The organism is Pseudonocardia autotrophica (assembly GCF_003945385.1).
Lineage (GTDB): Bacteria > Actinomycetota > Actinomycetes > Mycobacteriales > Pseudonocardiaceae > Pseudonocardia > Pseudonocardia autotrophica.
Map to the genome: position 1 here is coordinate 5,608,069 of NZ_AP018920.1, position 19,822 is coordinate 5,627,890.

The following is a 19,822-nucleotide window of genomic DNA, read 5'->3' on the forward strand; positions in this document are numbered from 1 at the left end:
CACGGACGGTGATGGTCAGGTCCGGTAGGACCGCACCAGGCTCCGCAGCGCCAGGATCGCCGACACCATCAGCAGCAGATAACCGAGCAGCGCGTGCACGGTCAGCCCCGGCCCCACCTCCGCACCACCCGGCGCGGCCAGCAGCACGACGGCCATCAGGCCGGTCGTCGCGGCGAGCGCGGTCGCCACGACCTGCCCCATCGCCTCCGACGCCGGCCGCGCCAGCTCCCCCGGCTGTGGGCGGACCTGCACCGCGAGGGTGCCGTCGTCGAGCGCCCCGAGCACCCGGTCGACCCGCCTCGGCAGCGCCCGCAGCAGCGGCAGCAGGGTGCTGAGCTCGGCCCCGGCGCGGCGCAGCAACGCCTCGGGCTCCAGCTCGGCACGCATCCGCTCGGCCGCGAACCGGCGGGCGCCGGCGATCAGGTCGAAGCCGGGATCGAGCGCGGTGAGGGTGCCGTCCAGGGTGCCGATCGCACGGAACACCGCGGCCAGCTCGGGCGGGACGGTGATGCCGTGCTCGGTGACGATCCGGACGAGATCGCCGAGTGCACGGGCGTCGGTGGGCACGCCGGGTGCGGTGATCCGGACCAGGAACCGGCCGACGTCGCGGACCAGTGCACGCTCGTCCAGGGTCGGGGGTGCCTGCGCCAGCTCGAGCAGCGCGTCGCAGACCGGGACCGGGTCACCGGTGTCGACGGCCAGCAGCAGGCGGACCAGCCCGCTGCGCAGCCCGGCGTCGAGCCGGCCGACGGATCCGAGATCGAGCATCACCAGCGGCACCGGGCCGGTGGTCCGCAGGATGTTGCCCGGATGCGGGTCGGCGTGGAACACCCCGTCGACCACGATCTGCCCGAGCAGCGCGTCCAGCAGTGCGGCCGCGAGCGGCTCGTCGCCGGCGGCCGCCGACACCGGCCGGCCGTGCACGCGTTCCAGGACGAGCACCCGGCCCGTGCTGTGCGCGGGATGCGGCACCGGGGTCCGGACGATCGTGTCGGCGCCGCGGGCGGCGGCCGCGGCGGCCATCGTGGTGACGTTGCGCAGCTCGACGGTGAAGTCCAGCTCCTCGCGGAGTGACGCGGCGAACCCGTCCGCCAGTGCGACGGCACCGAGCCGCGCGCCCCAGAGGGTCCGGCGCTGCAGGCGGTGCGCGAGCCGGTCCAGGATGTCCAGGTCGTCGGCGACGACGGCGGCGATCCCCGGCCGCTGCACCTTGACCACGACCTCGGAACCGTCGGGCAGCAGGCCGGTGTGCACCTGCGCGATCGACGCGGCGGCCAGCGGCTCGGGATCGATCGAGGTGAGCACCGGCTCCGGCCCCCACTCGGCGGCCAGCACCGTCTCGATCTCCGGCCACGGCACCGGGCGGGCCCGGGCCTGCAGGTGGGTGAGCTCGTCGACGAACTCGGCCGGGAGCAGGTCGGGGCGGGTGGCGAGGATCTGGCCGAGCTTGACGAAGGAGACCCCGGCGTCCTCCAGCGCGGCGCGTACCGACCGGGCGAGCCGGGCGCGGCCGTCGGCGGTGTCGAGATCGGGCCGCTGCCGGGTGAACACGTAGGCGGCCAGTCCGTGCCGCAGCAGCACCCGGACGATCGCCGCGTACCGGCGGGTGCGGCGCACCCGGCGCGGAAGGCTGCGGACGAGCGCGACCGGCCCGGGCAGCGACCCGCTGGGCACCATCACCTCGGCGAGTACCAGCAGCACCATCGCCAGCAGCACCGCGAGCAGCGTGCCGAGCACGAGGTACCAGAGCAGCGGGAACGGCTCGGTCGTCCCGATCAGCGGCGGCGGGGTGATCTGCTCGACGATCGGGATGGTGCTGGTGAACGCGACGGCACCCGCGGCGAGGCGGCGGGTGAGTGAGAAGTCCATCCGCAACGGACGACTGACCAGATTGCCGAGCACCCAGACCCCGAGCAGCGCCGACAGCGCCGTGAGCAGCGTTTCCACGGGGGCAGTCTCACGGGTCGGCGGGGGTGCGCCCTCCGGGACCACCCGGAGATCACCCGGACGGTGAACGACGTCCGTCCGGCACACCGGTCGCAGAGGTGGTCGCCGGCCGAGGGGTCGAGTCGACGACCGACCGTGACGATCAGTGGGAAGAACTCTGCCCGCACGGCGATGCGCCGAGCAACCGTGTTCGATCCGCTGCGCCCGCACCGCGGCCGGGCCGCTCACGTCCCGAACATGCCCGGCCGGCCGAACGAAGCGGACCGGCCACTCCCGGGACCGGACCGGTGTCATGCTCCGGCAGTGACCACCGGCTCGGCACGCGCACGCCTGGATGCCGCCGTGCGCGAACGCGACCGGGCGAGGACCGAACTCGACGCCGCGGACGCGGTCCTGCGGAACGCGATCCGGGAGGCCGCCGCGACCGGTGTCTCACAGGTCGAGCTGGCCGAACTCACCGGTTTCCACCGCAACACCGTGCGCCGGATCGTGACCGAGGACTGAACCGACACACTCCCCCGGCCCACGAACACCGGCCCGGCAGGTCCACCCTCACGGTCCGACCAGGGTCTCCACCCCCCGCACGACGACGTCGAGCTTGCGCCGGAACCAGTCCCCCGGCTCCCCCAGCAGGGCGCCGATGATCACCTCACGGGCCGGTTCGTCGTCGTCCCGGGTCAGCCGGGCACTGATCCGCCGCCGGATCCGGTCCGGATCAGCGTCGTCCAGCCGGGCCGCGGTGCGCGCCGAGTCCTGTGCGAGGTCGAGCACGCTGTCCGCGGCCAGCACCGCGGTCTCCGCCGGGAGCCCGTGCGCCAGCAGCGCCCTGGTCAGCGCGGTGCCGTGCACGTGCAGCGGTTCCCGGGCGGCCGGGCTGGCCAGCAGTGCCTCGACCAGGCCGGGAGTGCTGCGCAGCAGGTCCCAGTAGGCCACGGCGGCAGCGACGAGCGTCTCCGGCCAGTGCTGAGCCGCAGGCGGCGGCGGGTGCCGCTCGACGAGCCGCTCGGCGGCGGCCCGCACGACGTCGTCCCGGTCGGTGACGTGCCGGTAGAGCGCCCCGTGCGAGACGCCCAGCCGCTCACCGACCGCGGTCACGGTGAGCCGGTCGAACCCGATCGCGAGTGCGGCGTCGGCGATCGCCTCCCGGCTCACCCGGGGCGCGGGGCCAGGGCGGCGGCGTCCGGTGCGGGCGTCGATCGTCATGCCGTCCAGCCTAGTAACTGAGGTTACCCTTGCTCATCAGTGACAGCTTGTCATAGTTTCGCTCCGTGCTCAGAACCCTCATCCCCGCGGTGCTCGCGGTCGCCCTGGTCACGGGCTGTTCCACGGCGGCGTCCACACCGGCGGAACCGGCCGCGGACGGCGCCTTCCCCGTCACACTGACCCACCGGCTCGGCGAGACCGTCATCCCGCGGGAGCCGGTCCGGGTCGTCGCACTGGGCCTCGCGGACGTCGACGTGACCACCGCGCTCGGCGTCACGCCGGTGGCGATCGCCAGCTCGCCGTACTCGGCGGACGGGATCTGGCCGTGGGCGGCCGGGACGGTTGACGCCGGGCGGACGGAGCTGCTGGACACGACCTCCGGGGACGGGCTGAGCCTGGAGAAGGTCGCCGCGCTGGAGCCCGATCTGATCCTGGCCCACTCGTTCGCCGGGATCGACGAGCTCTACCCGCGGCTCGCCGCGATCGCGCCGACCGTCGCCGACACGCACGGCGTACTCGCGGACAGCTGGCAGGACGAAGCGCGCTCGATCGGCGCCGCGCTCGGCCGGTCCGATCGGGCCGACCGGCTGGTCGCCGACGTGGAGGACACCCTGGCGGCTGCCCGGGCCGCGCATCCCGGGCTGGACGGTGCCGCGTTCGTCGTCGGCTGGGCCCGCGAGCCCGGTTCGGTCGCCGTCACCGGGCGCCCGGACGACATCACCGCCGACCTGTTCGCCACGCTCGGCATGCACCTCGACGACGCCGTCGCCGCCCTGCCCCGGCAGAGCGGCTCGGCCCGCGGCGCCGGGGCGGCAACCCTGTCGTTCGAGCAGCTCGACCTGCTCGACACCGACCTGCTCCTGCTGGCGGCGAGCTCCGAGGAGCTGTCCGGCCAGGTCACCGGCAGCCAGCTGTTCGCACGGCTCGCGGTCGCCCGCGACGGCCGCTACCAGGTCGTCGATCTCGCGACGGTCAGCGCGCTACGGCTGCCGACCGCAGGAAACATCCCATGGCTGCTCGACCGGCTCGACCCGGTGTTCGGAAAGGTGGATCGCACATGACCGGCGTGCACGAGGAACTGCGCAGGCGCAATCGGGCCGGGGCCCGGCTGCGGCTGTGGGAGGCGCACCTGATCCGGACGGCGCCGGTCACCCCGGGCTGCCTGCGGGTGACCCTCGGTGGGAGCGGGCTGGCCCCCTTCGCCGACGGCGCGCTGCCCGCCGACGCGATCAAGCTCGCACTGCCCGCCGAGCCCGGCGACGATCCGGTCGTCCGCGGGACGTTCCCGAACCTGGAGTTCGACGGGCCGCGGCCGGCGTTCCGGCCGTACACGGTGCGCCGCTTCGATCCGGTGTCGACCGAGCTGGATCTCGACGTCGTCCTGCACGGGGACGGGCCGGGGGCACGCTGGGCCCGCACCGCGGTGCCCGGACAGCCGGTCCGGTTCACCGGGCCGCGCTCGGAGTTCTGGGCCTGCCCGGACGTCGACGCCCACCTGCTGGTGGGGGACGCGACCGCGGCCCCCGGCGCCGTCGCGATCCTGGAGTCGCTGCCCGGCGCCGATGCCCGCGCCCTGCTGCAGGTCGACGGCCCCGCCGAGCGGTGCTCCGACGACCCGCGGATCGTCTGGCTCCACGACGACCCGGTGGTAGCGCTGCGTGATCTCGCACTCCCCGGCGGACGGGTGCAGGCCTGGGTGGCCGGTGAGGCGGCGATGGTGCGCGACGTCCGGCGGCACCTGCTGCGCGAGCGCGGCCTGGACCGCTCGGACCTGCACGCGAGCGGCTACTGGCGGCGCGGGATGACCGTCACCGAGACCGACGCCGGCCGGATGGCGGCCTTCACCGCGGCGAGCGGCACCGCGCGGGCGTACGACGACCACCACGACGTCGACCTGGCCGAGGTGTGACCTGCGCCGGCCCGCCTGATCGCCGCTACTGCTTCGTCCAGGTGCAACCGCCGGAGAACTTCGCGAACTCCCCGTCGTTGACCGTCAGCGACGACGGGCCCTGGATGTTGTCGTTCGCGATGATCGAGTCCAGCTCACCGAGGTCGTCCGACGCGCGCTCGAGGTAGCACATCCCGACGAAGCTGTCGGTGCCCGGACCAGGCGTCTTGTAGCGGCCCGCGGCCATGTCCACGCCCACCTCGTAGATGCCGTCGGACACCGTCGTCGCCGGGCCGCTCTCCACCGGTGCGGCCGCCACCGGGCCGGGCGGCTCGGCGGGGGCGGGCGGCTCGGCCGGGCGCGCGTCCAGCTCGGCCTGCAGGTCCTGGCTCGCCCGCTGCGCGTCCGCGAGCTGCTGCTCCAGGCTCTCGATCCGGGACAGGTCCGCGGGCAGTGAGACCGGCGCCGCGGCGACGGGTTCCACCGGCCCGGCGGGCGCGCCGCCGCTGCCGCCGATCGCGAGGCCGAGCACGAAGACCGTGACCGTCACGGCGGCGACCCCGAGCCGCTTCGGCCAGCGCCGCGCCGTGGGTGGCATCGACGGGTCGGCGGGTGCGCTGCGCTGGGCCGGGATGTCGATCGGCGGCACACTCCCCGGTACCTGCGCCTGCGCGTCCCACCACGGCTGCTGCCGGGTGTCGCCGTGCCGAGGTCCGTTCTGCGTCGTCATGCCTGCACCGTCGTTGCGCCGAACGGCCCTGTTGCGGTGACGACGTCCGGTTCGTCAGTTCTGTGGAGCGCAGCTGGTCGTCCGTCACCACCAGCGCGAACGCCTCTGCCGGCCGCAGCTCGGGGAGCAGACCGGGCGGCCCTGACCGGGTCGTGAGCCATCCGCCTCAGACGAACGGCCGCGCGTGCCGTTCCAGCTTCTCCCACAGCGCCCGGTACTCGGCGACGTCCTCCCGGCCGTGCACCTCCTGCGATCCGTGCACCAGCTCGGCGGTGACGTACGGATCGCCCTCCGCCGGCGTCCAGATCAGGAAGTTGTGCCAGGGCAGCAGTGGCACCGAGTCCGGCAGCACGGCGATCGAGACGGTGTCGAGCCGGGCAAGCGACCGGGCCCGGTCGAGCTGTGCGGCCAGCACGTCCGGCCGTCCGAGGTCGGCACGAAGGACGTGCTCGGTCAGCACCCAGCTGAACCGGGTCGCCCCTTCGAAGAGGACCTGCTGGCGGGCGATCCGGGCGGCGACAGCACCGTCGACATCGGTGGTGTGCCCTGCGGACAGCACGAGCCGCGCGTACTCCGGGGTCTGCAGCAGCCCGGGCCACACGGTGGGCTGGAACGACACGACGGCGACGGCCTCGGACTCCCGCTCCCGGCCGTCGGCCTGCAGGTGCCCGACCCGCTCCAGCAGGTCGCGCCACGGCCGTGTCTCGCCGGTGGCGCGCTCGGCGATGCCGAGGATGCGATCCCGGTCCGCGCCGACGACCGCGCAGACGTCGAGCCATGCCTCGATCCGGTCCAGCGGGAGCATCCCGCGGCCGGTGTCGAACCGCTGTACGACGCCGCGGTTCAGGCCGAGGGTTCGCGCCATCCCGCGCGCCGAGATGCCGGCCAGGTCGCGGACCCGGATCAGCTCACTGCGGAGCCGGCTACGGGTCGGGCTCTCGTCGACCACGCGGGCGGGTCACCTCATCCTCACGGGCCAGGAACTCGTTCAACGGGACGGCCGCCGCCACCGCGCGGTCCCGGGTCCGACGCAGCATACGTAGCTCGTCCGGATCATCGACGACCTCGCGGGCGGCGACACGCCCGCCGTGGACACCGGCGGCGATGCGATTCCTCGTGCTCGACCATCGTCGGCACGTCGAGCGCACAGTCCGGCTCAGCGCCACGAACGATCCCGAACCGAATCAACCCGACAGACACGACTCTTCGTGATGAACCCTGCACAAACAGCGCCCGGAAGGGTCCGCTGTGACCTGTTTCTCGGGCCATATGGGATAACGATGCGGTAGTGGTGAGCGGTTGAACCATCAGCGACGTAGCCGCCCCGCCACGCTCCCCGTAGATCGAGAGGACCGCATGAACCCCGAGACCCCCGTCGTCATCCTCTGCGGAGGCAAGGGCACCCGCATCCGGGAGGCCAGCGAGAGCCTCCCGAAGGCGATGGTCGAGATCGGCGGTCGTCCGATCGTCTGGCACATCATGAAGATCTACCGGGAGGCCGGTTACCGCCGCTTCATCCTGTGCCTGGGTTACAAGAGCTGGGCGATCAAGGAGTACTTCCTCGACTACCGCGCCCGCTCCGCGGACTTCACGCTCTCCATGTCCGAGAAGCACCAGATCGACTTCCACAACGGCGTCGACGAGGACTGGGAGATCACCTTCGCCGAGACCGGCCTGGAGGCCGCCACCGGCTCCCGGATCCGGAAGATCGCGCAGTACGTCGACACCGACAGCTTCTTCCTGACCTACGGCGACGGTGTCGCCACCGTCGACATCAACGCCCTGGCCAAGGAGCACGAGGAGTCCGGCCGGATCGGCACCGTCACCGGCGTGCACCCGACCTCGAAGTTCGGCGAGATGCACGTCGACGGCAACCAGGTCGTCGAGTTCAACGAGAAGCCCACCCAGGTGACCGGCTTCGTCTCCGGCGGCTTCTTCGCCTTCAAGCGCGAGTTCCTCGACACCTACCTCGGTGAGCAGGGCGACGACGACGTGTGGCTCGAGCACGAGCCGCTGCAGCGGCTCGCCCGCGACGGCCAGCTCGGCGTGCACCAGCACGAGGACTTCTGGTGCGCGATGGACACCTTCAAGGACTACGAGTTCCTCAACGGCCTGTGGTCGAAGGGCGAGGCGCCCTGGAAGACCTGGGCCTGACCCGTCCGGCGAACGCGGGGGCCGGTGCGGTGCACCGGCCCCCGTTTCCGTCCGGCACTCCGGTCAGGACGGCGTCCCACCCAGCGCCGCACCCGGGTTCAGCTCGGCGAACTGCCGCACCGATCCGTCGCGCACCGCTCCCCACAGCTCCTGCCCGCGCGTCTCGTCCAGGTACACCACCGACTGCGCGCCCTCCCGGCCCAGCCCGGCGACCGGCGCGGTCACGAACGCCACGTCCGATCCGCGCAGGTTCCGGTTCGCCACCGCCAGCTGCACGAGCGCGGTGTTGGTCAGCGAGTCGTCGACGCTGACCGCGTCGCCGACGCTGGTCGCGAACGAGTAGAGCGCGGCCGGGTCGCTGGTCGCCGTCGCCTGCACCCGCTCCAGCAGCGCCTTGATCGCGTTCTGCTGGCGCGCCGCCCGGTCCAGATCGCCGTTGGGCAGGCCGTAGCGCTGCCGGACGTAGGCCAGTGCCTGGGTGCCGTCGAGATGGTTCTCCCCCGCCGCGAAGTCGACGCCGGCATTGCTGGTGGCCCGGGCGACCGTCACGTCGATGCCGCCCACCGAGTCGACCAGGGTGGTGAACCCGGCGAAGTCGATCACGCCGAAGTGATCGACCCGGACCCCGGTGAGCTGTTCGACGGTCTCGATCAGCAGCGGCGCCCCGCCGTAGGCGTACGCGGCGTTGGCCTTGTCCATACCCCGCCCGGGGATCTCCACCCAGGAGTCGCGCGGGATCGACACCACCGACGCGCTGCTCCCGTCCGGGGCGAGCGTGCCGAGCATGATCACGTCGCTGCGCTCGGAGCCACCGTCGGCGTCCGGTGCGGCACCGGCACCGGTGATCGGCTCCTCGGCCCGCGAGTCGGTGCCGACGAGCAGGAAGGTGGTCCCGCCGAAGGTCGCCGGCCGGTCGGCCGCCGCCAGCCCGCGGAAGGCGTCCGGGATGCGGGGCACGTCGTTGCCGACGCTCGACACCAGGTACACGGCCGCACCGGCCACCGCCAACAGCAACACCAGCGCCAGGGTCAGTGCGGTGACCAGGAGCCGACGGCCGGTACGGCGCCGCTTCACGGGGGGCGGGGGAACCGCGTTGCGCATCGGAATCCTTCCGGGACCGTTCGAGAGGTCCGGTTGTCTCGTCGTAGTAGGACGTCCGACGCGCCCGAAAGGTTGACGCCGGACCGTCGCGATCGAGGTCACCGCTACGCATAGTTGCAGGTCAGGGCCCGACGGACACCCAACGTGCACGATCATGGACGCCGCTCATCAGATCTGGGGAACCCACGGCGGAATCGCTAATGGGCCACCCGGAGCAGGCGACTCACCGGGCAGAACGGCCGCCCGGCCGTAGCGGATCCCGACAGGAGCCCCTCGATGAGCGTCACCCCGGACACCCCGACCGTCATCACGCCGGCCGGCGCGATCCCGGCCCCGCGGCCCGCCGCGGACGACGCCGACCGGACCCCCACCGTGCCCCCGGCCGCCCCGCAGGCCCCCGCGGTCGTCGAGCTGTGCCGGTGCGGGCACGGGCGCGACGCGCACGAGCACTACCGCCCGGGCACCGACTGCGGGGCCTGCGGCGCCGACTGCCGCTCCTTCCGGGCCGGCGACACCCGCCCGGTCCGGCGCCGGGTGCGGCTGGCCTCGCGGCTGCTCCGCCCCTGATCCGGCCGTCGGGCGGCGCGGTGCCTGCGATCCCACCCGCTCCCGTGGGGCGGGGTCGCAGGCCCGCACGGCGCTATGCCGCGGCGAGCCAGGGTTCCCAGGCCGGCAACGGCTCGACCGCCAGCACCAGCACGCCCGCCCCACTGCGCGACGGCGGCCCGGGGACGGTCGCCAGTGTCCAGCCGAGCTCCTCGACGAGCCGGTCCGCCTTGCGCGAGTTGCATGCACGGCAGGCGGCGACGCAGTTCTCCCAGCTGTGCGCACCGCCGCGGCTGCGCGGCACGACGTGGTCGATGGTGTCCGCCCGCCGGGCGCAGTAGGCGCAGCGGCGGCCGTCCCGGCGCAGTACCCCGGCCCGGGTCATCGGCACCGCGCGGCGGTACGGGACGCGGACGTAGCGGGACAGGCGAAGCACCGACGGTGCGGGGAGCGAGAGATTCTCCGACCGGAAGGCGGTGCCCTCCAGTGCCTCCTGGAGACACTCGGCCTTACCGGAGAGCAGCAGGCGGATCGCCCGCTTCGAGGTGACGACGGCCAGCGGTTCGAAGCTGGCGTTGAGGAGCAGTACCCGGGTCCCAGTCGGGACCGACGCCGTGGGCGGCGGCTCGGTCCCCGGTGCGGGCGGGTGATCGTCGGGGAGCGGATCGACCGCTCTCAGATCGGGGGTGACGACGGTCCCGGCACCACTGGGGACGGGTTGTCGGTACGGCACGCGACCACCTCCGCGAACGCTCGAGGTCCGTGATGTAGTCGACCATACGGAAGCCGGGTTACGCGAGTGTGATAGCGACACCGACGATCGGTGTACTCCGAACCCGCGCCGCCCGCGCGGGGCCGTCGCCTGCCACCGGCCATCCCGGCGTAACCAGCGGAAACGCCTGCTTCACACCCGGCGTGCGGTCGGCCACAGCCCGGTGCATGCCCTGCGCCGCAGCGCTATACACGGGCCATGGACGACACGGGCGAGCATCCCGATCCGGAGCTGCGGGAGTCCACCTGCACCTGCTGCGGTCGCCGCGGGGCACGCGAACGGCTCCAGGTCTCCGGTCCGGGTGCGCCGACGTTCGTCGCCGTCTGCCCGTACTGCGACCTGCGGCCGGCCGAGCTCCAGGGCTGGCTGGGCGAGATCGCCCGGGAGTAGCGGTTCCCGGGTCCGCGGCTCATCCGGTCCCGGCGGCGCCGGGCGCCAGCGCGATCGCCCGCTTCGGATTCTCCCGGGTGATCATCTCGACCTGCTCGTCGGTCATCCCCTTCCGGCGCATCAACGGGATGACGTTCCGCAGCACGTGTCCGTACCCCTCACCGCCGTAGGTCCGCAGGAAGGCCTTCTTGCAGATGTCCTGGGCGACGAGCAGCTGACGTCCGTACCCGCGCCTGATCAACTCGATCAGGTAGTCGACCCGCGTGGCGTCGTTGGGCATGTCGATCGGGCCGTACGGGTAGTAGCTCGACTCCTGACCGAACAGGTCGAACGCGAGATAGCACCCCGAGCTCGCGAGATCCGCCATCGCGTCCACCTCGAACAGGGTCCGGTCGATGTGGCTCATCACGACTCGGCCGAGGTCCCCGCCGAGGCTCGTGACGACGTCAAGCGCCTCGGCCGGCGCCGCGCCGTCGCGACCCGGATGGATCATCAGAGCTGCGCCGGTCTCCCGCTGTGCGTACACCGCGCCCTCCAGCACGATCGCCTCCTGCGGATCCAGCGGCGACGACAGGCCGATCTCGCCGATCACCCCCGCCCTGATCCGGCGCTCCCCGACGCCGACCCCGATGTCGTGCACGATCTCGGCGGCGATCTCCCGCGCGGACTTCTCCCCCACGCCGGGCGGCTGGTAGTCGCGGTAGTAGTAGCCGCACCCCATGACGATGTGTACGCCGGTCTGCCGGGAGACGTGCTCGAGCCCCTCCGGGTTCCGGGACAGACCGATCGACGTGGGATCGACGATGGCGTCCCCGCCGAACTCGCGGTACTCGCGCACCTCCTGCACCGCGACCTCGACACTGTCCATGACGACGCTGTACGCCGAGTGGTGCCGGCGCGTCTCGTAGTAGTTGCCGAGATGGATCTCCTCGTCGCTGGCCAGCACGGTTCCCTGCTGGACCGCGGTGTTCCCGAGGTCGATGAACAGGTGCTCGTGGGGCTGGACGTGCCCGATCTCCCCGACCGGGACGTCACCCTGCACGGTCCTGAAGAATCCTTCGGCGCTGTCTGCACTCGTGACGCTGTCTGCACTCATGACACTCCCTGGTATGGCGACGTCCGTCCGACGACGGACTCACAAGACGACATCGAGGACGAAGAGCATGGGGATGGCGGCCAGCCACTGGAAGGCGGTCATCCCGGTCTGGGCCTTCAGCGCCGCGGTGCCGTCGAGCCCCATCACCCGGGTGACCACCCAGAAGAACGAGTCGTTGTAGTGGCTCACCGCCATGGCCCCGGTGATACAGGCGAACACCATCAGGAGGGGATCGACACCCAGCTGCCCGACGATGGGCGCGGCGACCCCGGCGGCGGTGATCATGGCTACCGTCGCCGAGCCCTGTGCAGTGCGCAGCACCGTTCCGATGATGAACGGCAGGAGGAAGGCGGGGAGCGCGAGCGCGCTGATGGCACCGGCCAGGGCATCGCCGATGCCGGTCTGCCGCAGGACCTCCCCGAACGCGCCACCGGCTCCGGTGACCAGCAGGATCATGCCCGCCGACGCCGCTGCCTCGGAGAGCCAGCGGTGGGTCACCTTGCGGGGCGCCCACCTCGGGAGGAGCAGGTAGACCGCGAGGACGAGCCCGATCGTCAGCGCGACCATCGGGCTGCCGACGAACAGGAACGGCTCGGTCCACCTCGACGGCTCGAAGTCCCCGGTCAGGACGCCCTGCTGATTCCTGTCGATCGTCGTCACCAGCGTGTTGACGACGATGAGGACGATGGGCACGAGGAGTGTCGCCACCGCGTGCCAGGCGCTGACCCGGTGCGGCTTCCCGCCCGCGGGGGTGTCCTGGAGTTCGGGATGCACGCCGCTGCCGACCGAGTCGGCCCCGTTCGAACCGGCCGCGGCCGGCTCTCCCGGTGCCCCGGCGGAGCCGGTGTCGCCTCGCTGCGCCGCCCCGACACCGGACGTCGCCCTGGCCGGCCCGTACACCTCGGCCTTGATCTCCTCCGAGATGAAGGGCTCGACGCGGGGCCCGACCACCTTCGCGTAGCCGACGCAGGCCACGAGCATCACGACCGACATCGCAAGACCGACGAGGATCACGCTGCCGATGTCGGCGCCCATGATGCCGGCGACGGCCAGCGGCCCCGGGGTCGGCGGAACCAGATTGTGGGTGATCGCCACGCCCGCGGCGAGTGCGATCCCGAGCGTCGCGTATCCGGTGCCCCGTAGCCGGGCGATCGCCCGCGCCAACGGGGTCAGGAGCAGATAGGCCGAGTCGCCGAAGACCGGAATGGCGACCGCCGAGCCGACTCCACACATCGCCCACGGCTCCCGCCCTCTGCCGAACAGGCGCAGAACAGATCTGGCGAGCGCGTGGGCGGCCCCGCTGACCTCGAGTATCTTGCCGATCGCGACACCCAGGCCGATGACGAATCCCACGTTCGCGAGAGTGTTCCCGAATCCGGTGGTGATCGCGTCGACCAGCGCACTGGGCGCCGTGCCCGCGATGAGCCCGGTCAGCAACGACGCGATGATGAGCCCGACGAACGCATCCAGCTTCGTGGTCAGCACGATCGTGACAACGGTGACGATGCCCGCCACCAGAGCGAGCAGTAGAACTACATCCATTGCTCCGTCTTCCTTCTGTCGGACCGAGGATGGGCGTGGACCGGCATTGCCATGTGCACCCCCTTGCGCCCTGGGAAACCACGGGACCGCAGCGAGGTGGACGGATGGTAAGACTGGTAAGGCCAGTCTGGCAAGATTGCCCTCCGATCCCCTGCCCCCTCGGATTGCAGCATCGTCGACACCACCCCGTGAGCAACCGACCGCCTCGAGGGCAACCATGTCCGCCACGCCCTGCCGGCTTCGACACCCGCGGGAAGCACCAGGTAGATGCGGCATCGTTGAGTGAATCGGACGCCTGCAACCCTCTCGACGAGATGAGCATCCGGCACGTCGAACCTCGGTCCACCGGCCCACTTGCCCACCTCCCACACTCTGGTCATACTGGTCTGGCCAGTTTGCAGACAAGGGACGAGGTAGCTGTGGTTCACACCGCGTGTCGTGACGTCGAGGCTCTGACGGAGCGCGAGCGTGCTCGATACCGTGCGCGCACTCCCCGATCGCGGGAGGCGTTCGAGGCCGCCGGGAAGAGTGTGGTCGGAAGCGTCTCCCGAGGCACGATGGCGTATCCGCCCTACCCGTTCTATGCGTCTCACGGGGAGGGTGCGCGACTCACCGATCTCGACGGGAACGTGTATCTCGACCTGATCAACAACTACACGAGCCTCATCCACGGGCACGGCCACGCCCGCACCGCGGAGGCCGCCCGTGCGGGGCTGATCGCCGGGCAGGCTCTCGGGACACCGACCGTCGAGGAGGCCGAGCTCGCCCGCGAGCTCCGGCGGCGACTGCCGGCCCTCGAGACGGTTCGGTTCACCTCGACCGGGAGCGAAGCGCTCCAGTACGCGATCCGGGTGGCCCGGGCCGCGACCGGGCGCAAGCGGGTCCTGAAGTTCGAGGGCGCCTACCACGGCTCCGAGGTGTCACTGGTGCAGGACATCTGGCCCCGCACGGCGCTCCCACCGGGTACGGCGCGCCCCGCACTGCCCAGCTCCGCGGGACTCGACGACACTTCCACCCTCACCGCCGTGTACAACGACGCCGCGGCCGTCGCCTCGGCCTTCGGACAGTGGGGCGACGAGATCGCCGTCGTGGTCGTCGAGCCGTTCCTGGGCAACAACGCCCTGATCACCGCCACCCCGGACTTCCTCGACGCGGTGTTCGAGCAGGCCCGCGCGCACGGCGCCCTGGTCCTCTTCGACGAGATCCAGGGCCTGCGCGCCGCCTACGGTGGCACCCAGAGCGTCTTCGGCGTGACACCGGACCTGGTCACCGTGGGCAAGATCCTCAGCGGTGGTTTCGCGCTGGCCGGCTTCGGCGGGCGGAGTGACGTGATGGCCCACCTCGCCGACACCGGCGATCCGATGCCGCAGAGCGGAACGTTCACCGCCAGCCCGATCGCGCTGCGGGCCGGCCTCGCGGCGCTGTCGGACTTCGGCGAGGAGGACTACTCCCGGCTCCGGACCCTGCGCGACGGTTTCGCGGCCCGCTCGGTGGAGGAGTTCGCGCGAGCCGGAATGACCGTCCACATCAACGGCATGGGCTCGATGTTTCACATCAATATCAACGAGGAACCGGTCGGCTCGGTCGCGCAACATCTCCGTTCCGATCACGCACTCTGGATCGCCGTTCGACTCGGACTGCTCAATCGCGGAATCAACATGATGCTCCGCGGAACGGGATGCCTGTCGACGCCCATGAAAGAATCCGATATCGACATCTACGGCGACGCACTTCGGGACGTGCTGTCCGGAATCTAGGGCCACTCGTTTCCGCCCGACGCGTGGGTGGCGGAATCGGACTCCGCCACCCACCGTCATCGGTCGCTACGATGCGGGTGCGATAGGCTCGACGGCCTGACCACGACCCAGGGAGCGGGGACTGACGTGAGGGGCAGGACCAGCACGACCCAGCGCAGCCGCGTCACGTCCCAACTGCTCCGTCAGATTCGTGGTGGCCGTTTCAACGTGGGTGACCGCCTTCCCTCGGAACGAATACTCGCCGAGGAATTCGGCGTGAGTCGTCCGGTGATCCGGGAAGCACTGGGAACTCTCGGGGCGATGGACATCATCGAGTCGCAGGCCGGGCGCGGGTCCTTCCTCATGTCCACCGAGGTCCCCGATTCCGACGGGGAAATCAACGTCGTCGGCCTGATCGACGTCGTGAGCTTCCGGGAAGTGCTCGAGGCCGGAGCGCTGGCGCTGGCGGGCACGATGCCCGACCTCGACGCCGACCTGGTCGTCGACGCCATGGACCGCCTGAAGGACGACGTCGCCGCCGAGCGGAACACCATCGAGTCGGACATCGCCCTGCACCGGGCGATCCTCGCGTCGGTGAGGTCTCCGATGCTGCTCCGGGCGTTCGACGACTCCCACGAGGCGATCCTGCGTTCGGTCCAGCTCAGCCCGCACGCCAGCACGATGGGCTCCGATCTGCTCGCCCTGCACGAGGCGATCGCGGCGGGCATCACTGCGAGATCGACGGAGTCGGCACTCGCCGCCACCCACCGCATGCACGACGAGCACCGTTCTTTGCTCCGGCGTCTGCTCGGAGCCTGAGACACCGGCCGGACCGGTGCCGGAGTCCGTGGCCGGCAGCACGTGACAACGGCGCCGGCGGGTCGGTCACTGCGCCTCGAGCGCCCCGAGCACATCGGCCACCAGGTCGTCGGTGTCCTCCACCCCGCAGGACAACCGCACCAGTCCGTCGGGCACCGCGTCGCCCCAGCGGGCCCGCCGGTCCGCGGCGGTACGCAGCCCGCCGAAGCTCGTCGTCGAGTCGACCAGCGTGCTGCGCGCCAGGAAGTCCGAGACGGCGTGCACGTCGGGCAGGGTGAACCGCAGGACGCCGTTCCAGCGGCGCATCTGGGTGCGCGCCAGCAGGTGCGCCGGGTCGTCGGCCAGCCCGGGCCAGCGGACGTCGCGCACCGTGGGGTGCTCGCGCAGCGCCACCGCGAGCGCCCGGGCGTTCTCCGCCTGCCGGGCCAGCCGCAGGTCCAGGGTGCCGAGCCCGCGCAGCGCCAGCCAGGTCTCCATCGGGCCGGGGATCGCGCCGCCCCGGGTCCGGGCGGCCCGGATCCGCTCGGCGTGCACCGGATCGGCGGCGCTGACGTGTCCGAGCAGCAGGTCCCCGTGCCCGGACAGCGCCTTGGTGTCCGAGGCGACCACCAGGTCCGCGCCGAGTGCGATCGGCTGCTGTCCCAGCGGTGTGCAGGTCGTGTTGTCGACCGCGACGACCGCACCGATCCGGTGCGCGGCGGCCGCGATCGCGGCCACGTCGCACACCTCCAGGCCCGGGTTGGACGGCGTCTCCAGCAGCACCAGCCCCGGCCGCGACTCCTCGATCGCCGCGATCCAGTCCCCGGCGGTCGCGCAGTACGCGACGCCGACACCCAGCGGCGCCAGCTCCTCGTCGGCCAGCGCGCGGGCCACGTAGTAGCCGTCCGAGGGGAGCAGCACGCCGCGATCCGGCCCGGTGAAACCGCGCAACACCGCCGCGATCGCCGCCATCCCGCTCGGGAACACGACGCACGGCCCGCCGTCGAGCGCGCCGACGGCGGCCTCGAACTCGCGCCACGTCGGGTTGTCCGCGCGGGCGTAGAAGTCGGCGCCCGGTTCTGCCTGCTCCGGCCGCCCGAGGTGGAAGGTGCTGGTCAGCACCGGCCCGCGGTGCACGGGGGCCCCGACCTCCGGTGCGCCGTGCCCACCGCCCCGCACACACCTGGTCCCGTCGCCGTTCATCGGACGCAACGCTACTCGGGCTTCGGCGCCCGCGAGATCAGTTCCTTCGCCATCTGCGGCGCCGTCATCCCCTCGTGGCACACCCGGCGCACCGCGTCCGCGATCGGCAGCTCGACACCGTTCCGCTCGCCCAGCTCGCAGATCGACAGGCAGGACTTGACGCCCTCGGCGACCTGCCCGTGGTTGGCCTGCTCGGCCTCGGCGAGTGTCGCGCCGCGGCCGATCTGCTCGCCGAAGGTGCGGTTGCGCGACAGCGGCGACGAGCAGGTCGCCACCAGGTCGCCCATCCCGGCGAGTCCGGCGAAGGTCAGCGGCGACGCCCCCAGTGCCATCCCCAGCCGGGACATCTCGGCCAGCCCGCGGGTGATCAGCGACGCCCGCGAGTTGTCACCGAGCCCCATCCCGGACGCGACGCCCACCGCCAGCGCGATCACGTTCTTGCCGGCGCCCCCCAGCTCTGCGCCGATCACGTCGGTATTGGTGTAGGCGCGGAAGTAGCCGGTCGCGCACGCCGTCTGCAGGGCCACGGCGCGGCTGTGGTCGGCGCAGGCGATCACGGTGGCGGTCGGCTGCTCGTGTGCGATCTCGGCGGCCAGGTTCGGCCCGGAGACCACGGCGAGCCGGTCCACACCGACGCCGGTGACGTCGTCGATCACCTCGGTCATCCGCTTCAGGGTGCCCAGCTCGACGCCTTTGGCCAGGCTGGTCAGCGTCACCCCGTCCGGGATCAGATCGCGCCAGCGCTCCAGGTTGGCGCGCAGCGACTGCGACGGCACCGCCAGCACCACCGCGTCGACCCCGTCGAGGGCCTCCGCCGGGTCGGCGGTGGCGCGCAGCCGGTCCGGCAGCTCGACGCCGGGCAGGTAGTCCGGGTTCTGCCGGGTCCGGTTGACGGTCTCGGCCACCTCGCTGCGACGGGCCCACAGCCGCACCTCGCGACCGGCGTCGCCGAGCACCTTCGCGAACGAGGTGCCCCAGCTCCCGGCACCGAGCACCGCGACCCGGACGATGTCGTGCACGGGCTCGTTCACCGGACGCTCGCCCACGCTCATCGCCCGGCCTCCCGCTCCGGCCCGCGCCGGAAGAACTCGGCCGGTGCGGGCTCGTCGCGCACCTGCGCCAGCAGGTCCCGCACCCGGCTCATGATCAGGTCGGTGACCTCGCGCAGCACGCCGGCGTCGACCGGGCGTCCGCGGTAGGCGGACAGGTCCACCGGTTCCCCGGCCCGCAGCACCAGCTCGGTGCGCGGCAGCGGCCGGAAGCGCTTGCCGTAGTGGTCGTAGACCTCCCGGGTGCCCCAGTGCACCATCGGGACGATCGGCACGTCCGAGGCGAGTGCCATCCGGGCGACACCGGTCCGCGAGCGCATCGGCCAGCCGTCCGGGTCCCGGGTGATCGTGCCCTCCGGGTAGATGATGACGATCTTGCCGTCGGCGAGTGCCTGGGTGCCCGCCGCGAGACTCTGCTGGGCGTCGGCGGTGTCGCGGAAGACCGGGATCTGCCCGCTGCCGCGCAGGATCGACCCGAGCACCGGGACGTCCCACAGGCTGTTCTTGGCCATGAACCGCGGCACCCGGCGCGCGGTGTGCACGAACAGCGCCGTGTGGATCGGGTCCAGGTGGGAGATGTGGTTCCCGACCAGCAGCGCGCCACCGGTCGCGGGCAGGTGCTCGCGGCCCTCGTAGCGCTGCCGGCCGGTCAGCCATCCCAGCGGGTAGAACACGGTCGCGGCGAGCCCGACCCAGAATCCGCCCTTCTCGCGGGCCACCGGCGGCCTCCTCACACCCGCCTCGAGGCGGGGTCGTCAGCGGTCCCGGACCGCGAGTGATCCGGATCGTCGGGGTGGAGTCTCCCCACAACGGGCCGTCCCGGTAAACCCACCCCCCGTTCGGGCACACCCCGGTTCACCCCGCCCGGCCCGGTCCCGTGACTCCTCCGTGACGCGCGATCGACCTCCGAGGTGCGACGATGGTCCGCGTGACCCTGCGGGTGGACCTGGTCGTGCCGGTGAAACCGTTGCCCAAGGCCAAGACCAGGCTGCGCGGCGCCGCCGACGGTGGCGTCGGCGAGCTCGGCGCGCACCAGCGGCTCGCGCTGGCGCTGGCCCGCGACACGGTCGCCGCCGCCGTCGGCGCGACGACGGTCCGCCGGGTGCTGGTGATCTCGTCCGATCCGGCCGTCGCGATGGAGGTCGGCGCGCTCGGCGTCGAGGTCGTCACCGATCCCGGCCGCGGGCTGAACGGGGCGCTGCGGCACGGTGCTGCGCTGCTGCGCTCACGCGACGACGACGTGATGATCGGCGCGCTGCAGGCCGACCTGCCTGCGCTGCGCCCCGCCGAGCTCGACGACGCCGTCACCACCGCTGCCCGGCTGTTCGGCTCGGGCGAGCACCGGGCGTTCCAGCCCGACGCCCCCGGTGAGGGCACCACCCTGCTGCTCGTCGCCCCCGGCCACCGGCTCGATCCGCACTTCGGCGGCGCCTCGGCGGCGGCGCACCGCGAATCCGGGGCGGTCGTGCTGCCCGGTGTGCGGCCCGGCCTGCGCCGCGACGTCGACACCGTCACCGATCTCGACGACGCCGTCCGCCTCGGCGTCGGGGAGTGGACCCGGGCGGTGATCGACGCCCGGGACAGGTTGCCGCAGGCCGGAGCGTCCGGCAGGCCGCTGCCCGGGGCACTGCGCTGCCCGAAGGTGTGACACATCTCCGATCGCGGCA

Annotated in this window: 20 protein-coding genes; 9 read left to right on the plus strand and 11 right to left on the minus strand. The window is 72.3% G+C overall.

From position 1 onward, the window contains the following. Window positions 1–15: 15 nt before the first annotated feature. Window positions 16–1,947, minus strand: coding sequence for an ABC1 kinase family protein (locus Pdca_RS26215; protein ID WP_197719830.1), 1,932 nt, complete (start codon window positions 1,945–1,947; stop codon window positions 16–18). Window positions 1,948–2,250: 303 nt separating this feature from the next. Between Pdca_RS26215 and Pdca_RS26220 the strand changes: the two genes are divergently transcribed. Next, window positions 2,251–2,451, plus strand: coding sequence for a hypothetical protein (locus Pdca_RS26220; RefSeq protein ID WP_125911574.1), 201 nt, complete (start codon window positions 2,251–2,253; stop codon window positions 2,449–2,451). A 48-nt stretch (window positions 2,452–2,499) separates the two neighbouring features. On the opposite strand, the gene Pdca_RS26225 is transcribed toward Pdca_RS26220, so the two are convergent. Then, window positions 2,500–3,150 carry a TetR/AcrR family transcriptional regulator gene (locus Pdca_RS26225; protein ID WP_085910910.1) on the minus strand — a complete coding sequence of 217 codons (651 nt, stop codon included), beginning with the start codon at window positions 3,148–3,150 and terminating at the stop codon, window positions 2,500–2,502. A gap of 65 nt (window positions 3,151–3,215) precedes the next feature. Here Pdca_RS26225 and Pdca_RS26230 point away from each other — a divergent pair, with 65 nt between their 5' ends. Together Pdca_RS26230 and Pdca_RS26235 are read left to right on the plus strand one after the other, a co-directional pair. After that, window positions 3,216–4,211: an ABC transporter substrate-binding protein gene (locus Pdca_RS26230; RefSeq protein ID WP_085910909.1), complete on the plus strand. Its 996-nt coding sequence runs from the start codon at window positions 3,216–3,218 to the stop codon at window positions 4,209–4,211. Further along, complete coding sequence (locus Pdca_RS26235) at window positions 4,208–5,059, plus strand: siderophore-interacting protein (protein ID WP_158092043.1); 852 nt, start codon at window positions 4,208–4,210, stop codon at window positions 5,057–5,059. The genes Pdca_RS26230 and Pdca_RS26235 overlap by 4 nt, the downstream gene beginning before the upstream one ends. Window positions 5,060–5,084: 25 nt before the next feature. Here the strand turns inward: Pdca_RS26235 and Pdca_RS26240 are convergent, their stop codons facing one another. Both Pdca_RS26240 and Pdca_RS26245 read right to left on the minus strand, forming a co-directional pair. Then, the gene (locus Pdca_RS26240) at window positions 5,085–5,768 is read right to left on the minus strand and encodes an Rv1352/Rv1906c domain-containing protein (RefSeq protein ID WP_085910907.1); all 684 of its coding nucleotides are present in this window, start codon (window positions 5,766–5,768) and stop codon (window positions 5,085–5,087) included. A 166-nt stretch (window positions 5,769–5,934) separates the two neighbouring features. After that, a complete protein-coding gene (locus Pdca_RS26245; protein WP_085910906.1) occupies window positions 5,935–6,717 on the minus strand; it encodes a DUF5753 domain-containing protein in 783 nt (260 codons plus the stop codon). Between the two features lie 407 nt (window positions 6,718–7,124). Between Pdca_RS26245 and Pdca_RS26250 the strand changes: the two genes are divergently transcribed. Further along, a complete protein-coding gene (locus Pdca_RS26250) occupies window positions 7,125–7,922 on the plus strand; it encodes a glucose-1-phosphate cytidylyltransferase (protein ID WP_085910905.1) in 798 nt (265 codons plus the stop codon). Between the two features lie 63 nt (window positions 7,923–7,985). Here Pdca_RS26250 and Pdca_RS26255 read toward each other — a convergent pair whose 3' ends face one another. Further along, window positions 7,986–9,023 carry an LCP family protein gene (locus tag Pdca_RS26255; RefSeq protein ID WP_085910904.1) on the minus strand — a complete coding sequence of 346 codons (1,038 nt, stop codon included), beginning with the start codon at window positions 9,021–9,023 and terminating at the stop codon, window positions 7,986–7,988. Between the two features lie 276 nt (window positions 9,024–9,299). Here Pdca_RS26255 and Pdca_RS26260 point away from each other — a divergent pair, with 276 nt between their 5' ends. Next, on the plus strand, window positions 9,300–9,590 hold the full coding sequence (locus Pdca_RS26260; protein ID WP_085910903.1) for a hypothetical protein: 291 nt from the start codon (window positions 9,300–9,302) through the stop codon (window positions 9,588–9,590). A 73-nt stretch (window positions 9,591–9,663) separates the two neighbouring features. Here the strand turns inward: Pdca_RS26260 and Pdca_RS26265 are convergent, their stop codons facing one another. Further along, complete coding sequence (locus tag Pdca_RS26265) at window positions 9,664–10,302, minus strand: HNH endonuclease (protein WP_085910902.1); 639 nt, start codon at window positions 10,300–10,302, stop codon at window positions 9,664–9,666. A 237-nt stretch (window positions 10,303–10,539) separates the two neighbouring features. On the opposite strand from Pdca_RS26265, the gene Pdca_RS26270 reads away from it, so the two are divergent. Beyond that, the gene (locus tag Pdca_RS26270; protein ID WP_085910901.1) at window positions 10,540–10,731 is read left to right on the plus strand and encodes a hypothetical protein; all 192 of its coding nucleotides are present in this window, start codon (window positions 10,540–10,542) and stop codon (window positions 10,729–10,731) included. Window positions 10,732–10,750: 19 nt separating this feature from the next. On the opposite strand, the gene Pdca_RS26275 is transcribed toward Pdca_RS26270, so the two are convergent. Together Pdca_RS26275 and Pdca_RS26280 are read right to left on the minus strand one after the other, a co-directional pair. Next, window positions 10,751–11,827 (minus strand): phosphotriesterase family protein, encoded by a 1,077-nt coding sequence (locus tag Pdca_RS26275; RefSeq protein ID WP_085910900.1) that lies wholly within the window; start codon window positions 11,825–11,827, stop codon window positions 10,751–10,753. A gap of 39 nt (window positions 11,828–11,866) precedes the next feature. Continuing rightward, complete coding sequence (locus Pdca_RS26280; protein ID WP_197719831.1) at window positions 11,867–13,588, minus strand: GntP family permease; 1,722 nt, start codon at window positions 13,586–13,588, stop codon at window positions 11,867–11,869. Window positions 13,589–13,926: 338 nt separating this feature from the next. Here Pdca_RS26280 and Pdca_RS26285 point away from each other — a divergent pair, with 338 nt between their 5' ends. Next, complete coding sequence (locus Pdca_RS26285) at window positions 13,927–15,126, plus strand: aspartate aminotransferase family protein (protein WP_158092042.1); 1,200 nt, start codon at window positions 13,927–13,929, stop codon at window positions 15,124–15,126. A 126-nt stretch (window positions 15,127–15,252) separates the two neighbouring features. Then, window positions 15,253–15,924, plus strand: a complete 672-nt coding sequence (locus Pdca_RS26290; protein WP_158092041.1) for a FadR/GntR family transcriptional regulator — start codon at window positions 15,253–15,255, stop codon at window positions 15,922–15,924. 66 nt (window positions 15,925–15,990) lie between these two features. Here the strand turns inward: Pdca_RS26290 and Pdca_RS26295 are convergent, their stop codons facing one another. The 3 genes from Pdca_RS26295 to Pdca_RS26305 are packed head-to-tail and all read right to left on the minus strand — an operon-like array spanning window position 15,991 to window position 18,874. Continuing rightward, the gene (locus tag Pdca_RS26295) at window positions 15,991–17,106 is read right to left on the minus strand and encodes a cystathionine gamma-lyase (RefSeq protein ID WP_085910897.1); all 1,116 of its coding nucleotides are present in this window, start codon (window positions 17,104–17,106) and stop codon (window positions 15,991–15,993) included. An 11-nt stretch (window positions 17,107–17,117) separates the two neighbouring features. Further along, window positions 17,118–18,158, minus strand: a complete 1,041-nt coding sequence (locus Pdca_RS26300) for an NAD(P)H-dependent glycerol-3-phosphate dehydrogenase (protein ID WP_085910896.1) — start codon at window positions 18,156–18,158, stop codon at window positions 17,118–17,120. Next, entirely contained in the window at window positions 18,155–18,874 is a 720-nt protein-coding gene (locus Pdca_RS26305; RefSeq protein ID WP_085910895.1) for a lysophospholipid acyltransferase family protein, read from the minus strand. The genes Pdca_RS26300 and Pdca_RS26305 overlap by 4 nt, the downstream gene beginning before the upstream one ends. Before the next feature lie 200 nt (window positions 18,875–19,074). Here Pdca_RS26305 and cofC point away from each other — a divergent pair, with 200 nt between their 5' ends. Further along, on the plus strand, window positions 19,075–19,803 hold the full coding sequence (gene cofC / locus Pdca_RS26310; protein WP_085910894.1) for a 2-phospho-L-lactate guanylyltransferase: 729 nt from the start codon (window positions 19,075–19,077) through the stop codon (window positions 19,801–19,803). Window positions 19,804–19,822: the final 19 nt, after the last annotated feature.